General features: G+C 34.3%; 12 protein-coding genes and 1 riboswitch. Of the genes, 2 read left to right on the forward strand and 10 right to left on the reverse strand.

The features are described 5' to 3' along the window. Positions 1 to 48: 48 nt before the first annotated feature. Genes AC4CVH_RS10060 through cdaA form a run of 3 tightly spaced genes read right to left on the reverse strand, consistent with a single transcriptional unit; the run spans position 49 to position 3,699 of the window. On the reverse strand, positions 49 to 1,644 hold the full coding sequence (locus tag AC4CVH_RS10060; RefSeq protein WP_490787629.1) for an NAD(P)/FAD-dependent oxidoreductase: 1,596 nt from the start codon (positions 1,642 to 1,644) through the stop codon (positions 49 to 51). Beyond that, positions 1,634 to 2,881 carry a CdaR family protein gene (locus AC4CVH_RS10065; protein WP_490787630.1) on the reverse strand — a complete coding sequence of 416 codons (1,248 nt, stop codon included), beginning with the start codon at positions 2,879 to 2,881 and terminating at the stop codon, positions 1,634 to 1,636. The genes AC4CVH_RS10060 and AC4CVH_RS10065 overlap by 11 nt, the downstream gene beginning before the upstream one ends. After that, complete coding sequence (gene cdaA, locus AC4CVH_RS10070) at positions 2,845 to 3,699, reverse strand: diadenylate cyclase CdaA (RefSeq protein WP_490787631.1); 855 nt, start codon at positions 3,697 to 3,699, stop codon at positions 2,845 to 2,847. Before cdaA ends, AC4CVH_RS10065 begins: the two co-directional genes overlap by 37 nt. Before the next feature lie 133 nt (positions 3,700 to 3,832). Further along, positions 3,833 to 3,961: riboswitch (cyclic di-AMP (ydaO/yuaA leader) on the forward strand. A 3-nt stretch (positions 3,962 to 3,964) separates the two neighbouring features. Between cdaA and AC4CVH_RS10075 the strand changes: the two genes are divergently transcribed. After that, a complete protein-coding gene (locus AC4CVH_RS10075) occupies positions 3,965 to 4,492 on the forward strand; it encodes a cell wall hydrolase (RefSeq protein ID WP_490787632.1) in 528 nt (175 codons plus the stop codon). 64 nt (positions 4,493 to 4,556) lie between these two features. On the opposite strand, the gene AC4CVH_RS10080 is transcribed toward AC4CVH_RS10075, so the two are convergent. From AC4CVH_RS10080 to ptsP, 5 genes are all read right to left on the reverse strand, one after another. Next, positions 4,557 to 5,423: an NAD(P)/FAD-dependent oxidoreductase gene (locus tag AC4CVH_RS10080; protein ID WP_490787633.1), complete on the reverse strand. Its 867-nt coding sequence runs from the start codon at positions 5,421 to 5,423 to the stop codon at positions 4,557 to 4,559. Between the two features lie 77 nt (positions 5,424 to 5,500). Then, positions 5,501 to 5,818, reverse strand: a complete 318-nt coding sequence (trxA, locus tag AC4CVH_RS10085) for a thioredoxin (protein WP_490787634.1) — start codon at positions 5,816 to 5,818, stop codon at positions 5,501 to 5,503. A gap of 92 nt (positions 5,819 to 5,910) precedes the next feature. After that, entirely contained in the window at positions 5,911 to 7,137 is a 1,227-nt protein-coding gene (locus AC4CVH_RS10090) for a tetratricopeptide repeat protein (protein ID WP_490787635.1), read from the reverse strand. Between the two features lie 25 nt (positions 7,138 to 7,162). Then, positions 7,163 to 7,918, reverse strand: coding sequence for a DUF4652 domain-containing protein (locus tag AC4CVH_RS10095; protein ID WP_490787636.1), 756 nt, complete (start codon positions 7,916 to 7,918; stop codon positions 7,163 to 7,165). A 122-nt stretch (positions 7,919 to 8,040) separates the two neighbouring features. Then, entirely contained in the window at positions 8,041 to 9,654 is a 1,614-nt protein-coding gene (gene ptsP / locus AC4CVH_RS10100; protein WP_490787637.1) for a phosphoenolpyruvate--protein phosphotransferase, read from the reverse strand. A 278-nt stretch (positions 9,655 to 9,932) separates the two neighbouring features. Between ptsP and AC4CVH_RS10105 the strand changes: the two genes are divergently transcribed. Beyond that, entirely contained in the window at positions 9,933 to 11,936 is a 2,004-nt protein-coding gene (locus tag AC4CVH_RS10105) for a sigma 54-interacting transcriptional regulator (RefSeq protein WP_490787638.1), read from the forward strand. Between the two features lie 62 nt (positions 11,937 to 11,998). On the opposite strand, the gene AC4CVH_RS10110 is transcribed toward AC4CVH_RS10105, so the two are convergent. Then, positions 11,999 to 12,691, reverse strand: a complete 693-nt coding sequence (locus AC4CVH_RS10110) for a tetratricopeptide repeat protein (protein ID WP_490787639.1) — start codon at positions 12,689 to 12,691, stop codon at positions 11,999 to 12,001. A 3-nt stretch (positions 12,692 to 12,694) separates the two neighbouring features. Then, positions 12,695 to 13,264, reverse strand: coding sequence for a Fe-S-containing hydro-lyase (locus AC4CVH_RS10115; protein WP_490787640.1), 570 nt, complete (start codon positions 13,262 to 13,264; stop codon positions 12,695 to 12,697). Positions 13,265 to 13,287: the final 23 nt, after the last annotated feature.

Here is a 13,287-nt window from a genome sequence, read left to right on the forward strand (position 1 = left end):
GTTATATTATATTATACTAAAAACATTTGTACAATCTTATTTGAGTTTTTAATCAAAAGGCCTATACCTGGCTGCTATTTTTTCGGCAGCCTTGATACCGTCAACTGCAGATGACATTATTCCGCCTGCAAACCCTGCTCCTTCACCGCACGGGTAAAGTCCTTCCGCACATATACTTTCAAGATTTTCATTTCTGAGTATCCTTACAGGAGCGGAAGTCCTTGTTTCTATACCCGTCATTATACCGTCTCCAAGAGAAAATCCCTTTATCTTCTTTTCAAAATTTAAAAAGCCATCTTTTAAAGCTGAGGAAACTTTGTATGGAAGGCATTCTTTTAAATCACGCAATTCATATCCAGGGGCATACGTTGGGGCTACACTTCCAATTTTAGTTGAAACCCTGTCGTCTAAAAAGTCTTTTATAAGCTGAACAGGTGCTTTGTAATCCCTGCCTCCGATCTCATATGCAAGCTTTTCATAATATCTTTGAAACTCCATTCCGGAAAGTGGACTGTCATTTCCGAAATCATCTCTTCCAACTGTTACAACAATGGCTGAATTTGCATTTTTACCATCTCTTTTATAGTTACTCATTCCATTAGTAACAACACCTCCAAGCTCTGACGATGCCGCTGTTACCTGTCCCCCCGGACACATGCAGAAACTATAAACTCCCCTGCCATCTTGGCTTTTGGCCGTAAGCCTGTAGTCCGACGCCTTTAATTTTGGATGTCCAGCATATCTTCCGTACTGATTTACATCTATCATGCTTTGAAGATGTTCCACCCTTACCCCAATTGCAAAAGGCTTCTGCTCCATAGCTACACCTTCTTTTAAAAGCATTTCATATGTATCTCTGGAACTATGTCCTACTGCAAGCACCAAATTATCACATGCAATCTCATCCTTTCCTGCAGTTACCGCACAGAGTTTTTTGTTTTTTATTTTTATACCTTCTAACTTTGTTCCAAATAATATAGTACCGCCATTTTTTTCTATTTCTTTTCTTATATTTTTTACTACTGTTTTAAGTATATCTGTTCCTATGTGAGGTTTCCCACTGTAGATTATCTCTTCTGGAGCCCCATATTTTACAAAAGTTCCAAGAACTGTTCTGCATCTTTTGTCTTTTGTTCTCGTTGTAAGTTTTCCATCAGAAAAGGTACCTGCACCACCTTCGCCAAACTGTATATTCGATTCTTTCGAAAGTTCACCGGTGTTCCAAAAATGCTCAACAGTTTTCTGCCTGTCTTCTACTTTTTCTCCACGTTCAATTATTACAGGTTTATACCCGTATTTCGCAAGGATAAAACCCGCAAACATTCCTGCCGGTCCCATCCCAACAATTACAGGTCTGCTTTTCAATTTTTCACTGCCGGTTTCTAATTTATAGCTTTTACTTTCTACCAAAGTTACATTTCTATCATTGACTTTGCCTGCAATCTTTTCTTCTCCACTAATGGAGACTTCAACTATATAATTCAATCTTACCTTGTTTTTTCTCCTTGCATCTATGGATTCCCTTACTACACTAAATTTTTCAATGCTTTCCTGGCTTACATTTAGTTTTGCTGCTGCCTTCTTAATGAGAATTTTTTCATCTTCATTCAAATTTATTGTCAAGTTGCTTATTCTAATTGGCATCCTTATCCTCCGATATCTTTTTAATATCTATTTTAACACTCCCAGGGTTTTTGGATATAAGAGAAACCCCCTCTGGAAGCTTTACATTTACAGTAAAATCACCCATACCTTCATTTGCAGAAGAAAGATCAACATAACATTCTATATTGTCAGTTTGCAATTTTTTTACTGCATCTGCATTTCCTGAAACAATTATATATACATTTTGATTTTCCATCTGGGCACTATACTCTTTATTAAGGTTCAGTGGCTTTATAGCCACATTAAAGTTCTTTTCCAATACATTGTCACTTTTTCCGCCATCTTTTAAATTTACTTTTACAGTTACATAACTGCTTCCATCTGCAATACTCACTCCAGGCGGTATATTGAGTAATGCTTTTATACTCCCGCTGCTTGAAATACTGCTCAAATCAACTGGCTGGGTATTAATACTGCTGACTTTTGAAATTATCTTTTCATCCCCAGATATATAAACTCTGTCAGGATAAGATGTTATAGACTCTATAACAAAATCCCCTTCCGGTTCCTTTCCTATCTTTACACCGATTGGAACACTTTTTACCTTTCCAAGCGGTATAATAGCTTTCACCTGTTCAGGATTTATATCTATATTGTTCAAATTATTCCCGGATGAATCTTCAGCTTTCAGTTTTATATAAACCTCGGCACTGTCCTTAATGTTTTTAACATTATAATGTGCAACCACTCTCTGTACATTGTCAATATCTTCAGCAGCTCCTGATATCTGAGCACTTTTTACACTAATGCTCGGATTTACAGCACTAAGGCCCTCACTTGTCTGCCCTTCTACCACAAGCTGTATTGGAAGAGTCTTTCTCGCAATAGAATCAAGATTAATACTTATCCATAAATTCTGATTGTTTACTACACTTACATTGCCCGGCTGTTTTTTTATTTTTACAGGAACATTGTTCTCACCTTTTTTAACCACATAAGATCCTATATCACATTCGAGTTTGAAATCTTGTGGCTTCACTGAAAATACGTCGGAGGCATTTCCTTTTATCTCAAGTGACACCTGCAAATCTCCCCCATCCACCTGAACAAGGTTCGACTTTGAAAGCTCCCCTTTATTTACTATCTTTACAGGAACATCAATTTTTCTTTGCCTTACTGGGTTTTGAACGTTGAAAACATAAAGCCATATTATGAAGGAAACTACAACACAGCAAATTTTTATGAAGATCTGGTTTTGTGAAATTTTTCTTTCCATTCATTCACCCTCTCCTTAAAATTCACTTTTTTTCTGGATCTGTTTTTCATTATACGAATAAGGAGACCACTTAATCTCTCCTTTGTATAATCTCTAGTTATCCTTCCATGAACTGCAAGGGATATAGTGCCTGTCTCCTCAGACACAATAATAACAAGTGCATCTGAATTCTCAGATATTCCTATGGCCGCCCTATGTCTTGTTCCGAGTTTTCTATTCAAATCACTGTTGTGTGTAAGCGGAAGAAAACATCCCGCAGAAACTATTCTGTCATTTCTTATTACAACAGCTCCGTCATGCAAAGGCGTATTTACTACAAATATATTTTCAAGAAGCGCCGATGATACTACCGCATCAAGTCTAGTACCTGTTTTTATTATATCTTGAAGTCCCGTAATTTGTTCTATTACAATCAAGGCACCGGTCTTGCTCTTTGACATGCCTTCAACAGAATTCATAATTTCAGATATGACTTTCTTCATTGTCTCCTCATCATCCAGAATCCGTACGTCTGTAAATGCACTTCTTCCAAGATGTTCAAGTGCACTTCTGATTTCCGGCTGAAATATAATCACAATTGACAAAACTCCTATGGTCAAAGTTTTTGAAAGTATCCAGTTAAGCATTGTCAAATTAAAAAAGCTGCTTACGGGTATCAAAAGTATTAAAAGCACTATACCCTTTAAAAGCTGCTCGGCCCTTGTTTCTTTCATCAACATATAACCTTTGTATAAAATATAAGACACCACAAGTATATCCATTACGGATGAAAAATTTATATATTTTATTGAATTAACAAGCACCTGCAATAGCTCCAAGCCTTCCACCATCCTTAAAAATATCTATTTATCATTATACACTATTTGCTATTATTTATATCAGAGCCGCCTGCTATTTTATAAAATTTTAATAAAATCATCATAATTTGCATTTTTTTTTATAAAACGGACACAATATCATTAGCCAAAGTTTAATAAAAAAACACGGGGGAACCAACAATTGGGGTGAATCGTAATATAACGTAGGTTTTGCCTTTACCGAACCCGTCAGCTAACCCCGTAGGTAACAAGGAGAGGATATATCTTGAAAAAGATTTTTTGTTTTGTAAGTTTACTATTGCTTCTTACCTTCACTCCGTTTCAAAAAGCGGCAGCAGATTCAAAAAGCAGCAAAAATACAAATTTGTTCAATGGAGAAGAAGAAGTGGTTCAAGTATTTAACTATTCAAATCAAAAATTATATATAACCCAAAAAGACGTCGACTTAATGGCAAAGGTTGTTTTCGCTGAAAGCAACTGTGAACCTTTTGAAGGGCAAGTAGCTGTAGCATCTGTTATATTGAACAGACTTACGTATCCAAAATTTCCAAAGACAGTGGAAGGTGTTGTAAAGCAAAGTGGTGCATTTTCATGTGTAAGACATGGTACCATAAATGCAGTGCCAAACAAGAACAACTATAACGCTGTGTCTCAAGCACTCAAGGGAATAGACCCTACAAACAAGGCTACATTTTTCTACAATCCACGAATAGCTACTTCTTCATGGATGAGAGATATTAATAAGAGAAATGTAAAATCTATTGGAAATCATGTCTTTTTTGCAGCTGACTGAAGCATGTAAAAAATACGCTGTAATGATAATTCACATCATTGCAGCGTATTTTTAATTCAAAATTCTAATTGTTTTTAATTGAATCCAAATAGGCAACAGCATTTAAAGCAGCTACCTGTCCCTGACCTGCCGCCTTCATATACTGATAAGGTTTCCCTGTACAATCACCTGCAGCAAAACACCCTTTTATATTAGTTTCCATATTCAAGTTGACTTTTATGTGATTGTCTTCAACTTCAAGTCCTGGTACAAGTTGATCCGGTGATACACTATCTTTTAGGACAAACACTCCGTCTGAATTTATTTCACCATTATCTAGCACAATCTTTTCAACTTTATCTTTCCCCTGTATTTCCAAAACTCTTCCTCTAACTACTTCTATATTGTCTTTTAAATCAATATCGCCTTTATACACAGGTATGTAATAGGTTTTCCCTGCAAGTTCACTTACATAGTTCGCATCGGACTCCGCTTCCTTGTTATATCCTATAATGCTTACTGTTTTTCCCTTGTAAAGAGGTGCATCACAAGTTGCACAATAACCAACACCCTTTCCAAGGAATTTTTCCTCCCCTTTAAGTGGCTTTGTATATTCAATTCCTGTGGAAAGTATCAAAGAATCTGCCTCATACATCTTTCCATTTGAATCCAATGCAAAATATTCACCCATGGCATATATTGTATTTATTCTCTCACAGGTTACAGATATGTTCATATGATCTATATGCTTTTTAAACTTTTCCGTAAATTCAGTTCCTGTAATATCATAAATTCCAAGATAATTATTTATTTTTGGAGCCTTCATCATCTTATTGCTCAAGTCTTCTATTCCAAATATTATTATTTTTTTATTCCTTATTTTGGCATTGATTGCCGCAGACAAACCTGCCGGACCGCTTCCAACTATGGCTATATCATACCTTTCTTCCACACGAATCACCTCATCTAATACATAAGATGACAAATCAACTTTCTGTCAACTTGTCATCTTACCTGAATTCAATTTATTTATATATGCTTTTCAACTACTTGTTTTACAGCTTCCTTTGGCTTAAAACCAACAAACTGGTCAACTACGCTGCCACCTTTAAATACCATTACGGTAGGTATGCTTGCAATTTTAAACTGGGATGCCGTGTTAGGATTTTCATCCACATTTACCTTGAAAAATTTTGCTTTCGATCCAATTTCCTCAGACACCTCATCCATTATAGGAGAAAGCATCTTGCAGGGACCACACCATGAAGCCCAAAAATCCACAACTACAGGTTCAGATGGTTCACTTACCGACTTTGAAAAATTTTCATCTTTTATTTCTTCTATCATTTTTCAGCCTCCTTATACCCGATAGGGGTATGCTATTTATTTATATTTTATACTCTATTATCAACTTAGTCAACATTTTTTAACCGCACATTTTAATTTTGAATTAAATACTTTATAGTTGAATTGTTGTAAATTGATTGCGGATATCTATCAGCAAGTTTAACTGCATAGCTTTTGGCCTTTGATGCATTAATATCCTTATAAATAAGAGCAAGCCTATACAATACCGTTTCTTCATAGTCCCCGCTTGAATAACTTTGATCATACTTTTCATAATACTTTATGCCATTTTCTTTATCATCACTCAAATCCAGATCATACCCGAGCATATATGTTATATCCGGATATACAGAAGATAATTCACCGTATTTAAAACCTTTTTGAAAAGAATCTTTCGCACTATTATACTCTTTACTAGACATATAGTTGCATCCTCGCTGATAAAAATAAACCGCTCCTTCCGAAGACATAAAATCTTTTGCCTTTGTCCATATAACTTTGTCATTTATAGCAAGTTTGTCTGGAGATTTGACCTTTTCCATTTCTGAAAACAACTTGTCATAATTTTTATTTTCAATATATGCTTTCATTAAAGAACTCGAAAAATAGTTATCGCTTTTATTTATAATTTTATCTTTCTTTTTGTCCTTGCTCTTTGCCGCACTGACACTGGCAGTTTTATCTGAAACTACATGACCGGTTTTTCTAGAATCTGTATTTTTATAGAATACAAGGAAAATCCCTGACAATATTGCAACTATCCCCACACATGCACATAATAAAATTATTTTTTTCCCTTTTCCAGGCTTTTTTAATATATTCATGCTCTGAAGATTTTTTTTCATGGAAATAGCCTTCGAATTTCGTGTATCAACTTTTAAAACTTTTTCGATTGACGCACCAGCCTTCTCATATTCACCTTTTTTGATATAACATTCTGCAATACGATTGCCTACATTTATCAAATTAAAATCACTATTACTGCATTTTTCAAGAAGCATTAAAGCTTCATTTATTTTCAATGCTTTCATAAGAACTACAGCTCTTTTGTAAAAATCAAGACTTTCCGCATCGCTGCCTGAATTCTCAATATATTTTTTTGATACCCCGTCATTATTAACCTTACAATTCATCTTCCAGAGCTTTCTTGCAGTATTTATATCGCCTTTTAAATACTTTAGAAGTCCTTTAAGATTTATAGAAGCAGCATTTCTTATATTAAGCGATATGCTTTTCTCACACAAATTAATGGCTTTATCTATATAACCGTCATTATACTTGTTAAGCGCTTTAATATATAATTTCTGAGATTTGTCCATATGTATCCCCTCAACAATTAAAACATTATATTTCCATTATTATTTTTCCGCTGGAATCTTTGACCTTCATATTACTATTTAAAGTGGAATCGAAAGAATCTATATGCCAGTATTCTATGTGGGATTTGTTATACACATCATCATCATACACATTTACTTTTAGTTCCAGTCTATCACCACTTTTGCTGGTCTTCATAACTTCCTTTTTCTGATCTTTAGTATCAAGCACAAGATATACATTATCATCTTTTACATTAAGCATATACAAATTTCCGCCCTTTGATACTGTTCCTGATTGATTCCCAATAACGACAAGAATATTGTCATTGTCTATCCATTGAATTGATTTTGGAGATTTCTTACTACTTCCACTGACTGTAAAGGAATATGTTTTACCATTTCCCTGTTTCAATATTATCCTGCCCTGACCTTCCTCCTGAGCTTCTTCCCCTCTTCCCGCTATGCAAGCGCTATAACTGCCATTTTGTGATTTTTGCCATGGAGTATTGAAATCAACACTGGATGTATCTGAAAGTTCCTCTTTTACAAACTTGATTCCACCTGAAGTTTTGGCTTTCTGACTATCTAGAGCCTGATCTTTAGAACTCTCGTTTTCAGAACTCTTAGTCTGAACTTTTTTCTCAGATGCCTGGTTATTTTTAGTGCTCCCTGAATTTGTACCCTCCGAGTCAGTCTTGTTTCCACACGAAGAAAATCCAAACGTAAGTGCCAAAGCAATGGCAATCATAGAAACACCCTTTATCAGCTTGTTGTTTCTCATACAGCTTCCTCCTATTAAAGTAATTTAATTGTATTTATAGATTACCAATAAATCTGTATTTTTTCAACGCTATACATAAAAATCCCCAAATTTCAACAATTTGGGGATTTTCGTCGCTTATTTTAATTATCCATTATTATCTGTTTTGCTTTCAGTATTGAAGATGCGCTCATCGAGAACTCATCAAGACCATATTCAACAAGAGTAGGAATTGCCTTCTCGTCTCCTGCCATTTCGCCACACATTCCACACCATTTTCCTGCTTTATGTGCAGATTCTATAGTCATCTTTATAAGCTTCAAAACTGCAGGATGCATCGGATTATACAAATATGATACTTTTTCATTCATCCTGTCTGCAGCCAAAGTATACTGAATCAAATCATTTGTACCTATGCTGAAAAAGTCAACATAGTTTGCAAGCTCTTCAGAATTTACTGCAGCTGCCGGTATCTCAACCATTATTCCAATTTCTATATCATCCTTGTATTGCTTTCCTTCTTTTTTAAGTTCTTCTCTGCATTCTTTAATTACATCTTTTGCTTGAAGTATTTCCTCAAGTGAAGATATCATAGGAAACATTATTTTAAGATTTCCATATACAGATGCTCTTAAAAGTGCTCTCAACTGAACCTTGAATATATCATGTCTGTCAAGGCAAAGTCTTATAGCCCTGTACCCAAGGAATGGATTCATCTCTTCTGGAAGCGGCAGATATGAAAGTTTCTTATCTCCACCTATATCAAGAGTTCTTATGACAACCGGTCTTTTCCCCATATTCTCGAGAACGTACTTGTATACTTCAAATTGCTCCTCTTCTCCAGGCATTTCATCTCTATCCATATATAAAAATTCTGTTCTAAAAAGTCCTATGGCATCTGCTCCATTTTTAATAACCTGTTCTACATCAGACTGCTTTCCTATATTTCCTGCAACCAAAACACGTTTTCCTGATTTTGTAGTTGTTTCAACACTTGCAAGTTTTTTAAGTTCCTCTTTTTCCTTTTCGTAAGCTTCTTTCCTTGCTTCATACTCTTTTATGGTCTTCTCATCAGGATTTATTATAGCTGTGCCTTCAATACCGTCAACAATTACAACATCCCCTGTTTTTGCACATGATGTTATATCTTTCATACCTACAACTGCAGGTATTTCAAGAGTTCTTGACATAATTGCGCTGTGTGAAGTTCTTCCACCTATATCAGTCAAAAATGCTATAACTTTGTTTCTATCAAGCTGCGCAGTATCAGAAGGAGTGAGATCATGTGCAACTATTACTGTATTTTCGTCAACATCGGAAATATCAGATGTATTTCCTGTTAAATTGTTGAGTATTCTCCTTCCAACATCCTCTACATCTGCACTTCTCTCTCTAAGATATTCATCTTCTATTGCAGCAAATGTTGCCATATATGTTTTAACTACATCTGAAAGTGCTTTTTCTGCATTTATGCCGTTGCTTTCGATTTCTGATTCTATTGAACCTGCAAATTCCGGATCATCAAGTAGCATTATGTGACTGTCAAACACTGCAGCTTTTTCTTCGCCGATCTCTTTTTCCGCTTTATCTTTTATTGCCTGAATTTGATTTTTTGATACTTCAAGAGCTGTCTTGAATCTTGACAATTCAGCTTCAATATTACTTACTTTTTTATTTTCTATTTTTATTTCCTTATCCTCTTTTAAAAAAACTTTTCCTATAGAATATCCCTTTGAAGCCGCAATACCTTTTTTCATTTATGTTCCTCCCTAATTATTGATTTTATTATATTTATTAAAATCATTTATAATTTATACAGCAAATTTCATGCCAACATTGAAATTACAGCTTTCAACGTCATTTTTAATTTTACTCATGATAAAAAATATCATATGTAAATATCTATATATGTAAATTGTCCCCAAATTGAGGCTATATTATAGACTTCACAGGACTTTTAGTATAATATAATAGTTGATACTTTTTATCAAGACAATTTAACATGTTGATACTTTTTATCAAGGAGGTACTATTTATGCACAAAAAAAGTATAATTGTCCCAATTCCAAATGGAATTCATACTAGAATAGCAGCAATAATTGTTCACAAAGCTGTTCAAATAAAAAATAAATACGGCATAAATCTCTACATAAAAGCTCTATCTGCAAAAGCTCCACTTGCCATAAGCATGCTTGCTCTTGTGTCGCTTAAAATAAAACAAGATGAAACAATTGAAGTATCCTGCAATGAAAATTCAAAAGATGGTAAATTAGCTGTAGAAGAACTCTGTAATTTTATAACAACAGAACTTTCTACAAATAATCCTGCAATATCAAAAATAGATGACATAATAGAACAAAACACTATAGCCTATGAACAAATAGTTAAAAACATACCTGTGGGCATTGTAGTTATAGATGAAAACAGTCGAATCACAACAATGAATGATTACGGACTAAAAATAGCTAAAAAGAATATAAATGAAGTTACTGGAAGATTTGTAAAAGACGTAATTCCAACATCTGTTTTGCCGGACATAGTAAAATGTGGTGAAAAAAAAGTTGGAGAAACTCAATACATAAACAATAATATAGTAATTTCAAACAGATCTCCAATATTTTCAAATAATAAAATAATAGGTGCTCTTGGAGTTTTTCAAGATATATCCGATCTCGTTGGAATAAAAGAATTAAACGAAAGGTTTAAAAAGATACTTGAAGCATCTCATGAATTAATCTGCTTCGTAGATGAACAACGAATAATAAGCTACATAAATCCAGCATATGAAAACCACTACAACATAAAAAGTTCCGACATAGTTGGAAAAGATCTTATAGATGTGTCTCCAAACGGTATGCGAATAAAAGTATTCAACTCAAAAAAACCAATTGAAAATCAAGTTTACCATAAAGACAATAAAACTATAATATCAACTGTTACTCCTATATTTGCAGACAAAAAATTCAAAGGTGTAATGTCTATATCACGAACGGCAGATGAACTTAAATATCTCGCACAAAGATTAAAAAACTCAGAGGAAAAACTCAATTACTATAAAGAAGAATTGAACAGACATAATAGGATGGAAGCCTCATTCAATTTAATAATAGGAAACAGTGGTTCCCTGCAGGAATGTCTTGTTATTGCCTCGAAGGCATCAAAATCCACTTCAACAGTCCTCATACGCGGTGAAAGTGGTACTGGAAAAGAACTTATAGCAAAAGCAATTCATAATAACAGCGATAGAAAAAATGAAGCTTTCATACGAATAAATTGTGCTGCAATACCAGAGAATTTATTTGAATCCGAGCTGTTTGGATATGAAAAAGGTGCCTTTACAGGCGCTGTAAAAAGCAAACCTGGCAAATTTGAGCTGGCAGACAAAGGTACAATATTCCTAGATGAAATAGGTGACATGCCACTCTCAATGCAGGTAAAAATTCTAAGAGTTCTACAGGAAAAAGAATTTGAAAGTGTAGGTGGAGTTATAACACATAAAGTTGATGTAAGAATAATTGCCGCTACCAATAAAAATCTTGAGAAAATGCTTAAAACAAATAAATTCAGAGAAGACCTATATTACAGACTGAATGTAATAAGTATTATCCTCCCACCTCTTCGGGACAGAAAAGAAGACATAAATCTCCTAGTTGAACATTTTATAAAGAAAATAAATAAAAAGCTCAAAAAGAACATTACTCAAATAGACAAAAAATCGTTAAATTGTTTGAGAGAATACCGCTGGCCAGGTAATATAAGAGAGCTTGAAAACATAATAGAGAGAGCAATAAATATGTGTGATGGGAATATTATCCATTTAAACGATCTTCCATTTTATATACACGGTGAAAACTCCGATAACGAAAACCTTATAAATTTGAAGAATGGTGAAGTTGCCACCATTGAAGAATACGAAAAAGAAATCATAGAAAAAGCGGTACACAAATACAGAAGCTTCAACAAAGCCGGTAAAGTGCTGGGCCTTACCCACCGCACTGTTTCATTAAAATGCAAAAAATATGGAATCACACAAAATTAATCTTCTAGTCAAAATAGGAACAACTATGATTCATATAAAAATCATGTTTGTTCCCCTCTCTTTTATTCTATCAGTTTTTTAAATTCACTGGAATTTTTTACAGGATCAAAATCCTTTTCTTCTTTCGCAATACTCTTTATCTCTGGAGACATGTGAAGTGCTTCTTTTAAATATTTGACCGTATTTTCAACATCGCCACGCCTTCCATATATACTTGCCTTTCCATAATAGCTCCATACATATTTTTCAATTTCAAGATCTTTGTCATACCATGCAAGTGCTTCATCATATTTTCCATAAAGCTCATATGCCAATGCTTTATTGAATCTTGCATATCCATATTCAGGACTGATTTCAAGTGCATAATCTATATTTTTCATGCCGTTTTCATAATCTCCACTGTAGCACAAGGCTATTCCCTTTATATTGTAAGCCTTATAAAACTTAGGATTATTTCTTATTATTTCATCAGCTTGTTTTATAGAATTTGAATATTGCTTTTGTCTAAAGAGCCCCTCTGCTTTTTTATATTCAATTTCCAATTTATTGTCCTTTGTTGATTTTTGTTGATTTTTTGACCGCTTAACAAGCTTATTATTTTCTGAAACAGCAACATTGTTTGTTTTAGCCTGATTGCTTCTTCTATTCGTAACTGCAACATTTACAGCTATAATCACAACAATAACACTCAAAACGCAAAAAATTATTATTTTGGATCTCAGTGAAATTTTAATAAAAGACCTTCTTGATCTCATACTTCATCTCCTATGTTTATTTAAACTCTTTAAATATTCTTCCTGTCCCAATTCATATAAATTGTTTCCTTCATAGTCGATTATTACAATTGCAGGAAGCTTCTCCACTGTAAGTTTCCTTATAGCTTCCGAGCCAAGTTCTTCATATGCGATAACTTCTGATTCCTTTATGGATTCAGCCATAAGTGCAGCCGCTCCCCCTATAGCTGCAAAATATACCCCACAATTTTTTTTAATTGATTCTACAACTTCTTTTGATCTGAGCCCTTTACCGATCATTCCTTTAAGTCCCTGATCAAGCAGTTTTGGAGTAAAAGAATCCATCCTGTAACTTGTAGTTGGTCCGGCAGAACCTATTGGTTTTCCTGGCTTTGCAGGGGTTGGACCTACATAGTATATTATCTGATCTTTTATATCAAAGGGAAGTTTTTCACCTTTATCCAAAAGATCTATGAGTTTTTTGTGCGCAGCATCTCTTGCAGTATACACTGTTCCGGAAATAAATACACTGTCACCTGCCTGGAGCATTTTCACTTTATCTATTGTAAGAGGTGTCTCTATTATCTTATCCATATTTACACTGCAATATAAGCAGT

It is taken from the genome of Clostridium pabulibutyricum (assembly GCF_058242705.1).

Bases quoted from the DNA above. Each gene is read 5' to 3' on its own strand.
- AC4CVH_RS10060 (WP_490787629.1), bottom strand. From the start codon at position 1,644: ATGCCAATTAGAATAAGCAACTTGACAATAAATTTGAATGAAGATGAA.
- AC4CVH_RS10065 (WP_490787630.1), bottom strand. From the start codon at position 2,881: ATGGAAAGAAAAATTTCACAAAACCAGATCTTCATAAAAATTTGCTGT.
- trxA (WP_490787634.1), bottom strand. From the start codon at position 5,818: ATGATAGAAGAAATAAAAGATGAAAATTTTTCAAAGTCGGTAAGTGAA.
- AC4CVH_RS10090 (WP_490787635.1), bottom strand. From the start codon at position 7,137: ATGGACAAATCTCAGAAATTATATATTAAAGCGCTTAACAAGTATAAT.
- AC4CVH_RS10095 (WP_490787636.1), bottom strand. From the start codon at position 7,918: ATGAGAAACAACAAGCTGATAAAGGGTGTTTCTATGATTGCCATTGCT.
- ptsP (WP_490787637.1), bottom strand. From the start codon at position 9,654: ATGAAAAAAGGTATTGCGGCTTCAAAGGGATATTCTATAGGAAAAGTT.
- AC4CVH_RS10105 (WP_490787638.1), top strand. From the start codon at position 9,933: ATGCACAAAAAAAGTATAATTGTCCCAATTCCAAATGGAATTCATACT.
- AC4CVH_RS10110 (WP_490787639.1), bottom strand. From the start codon at position 12,691: ATGAGATCAAGAAGGTCTTTTATTAAAATTTCACTGAGATCCAAAATA.
- AC4CVH_RS10115 (WP_490787640.1), bottom strand. From the start codon at position 13,264: ATGGATAAGATAATAGAGACACCTCTTACAATAGATAAAGTGAAAATG.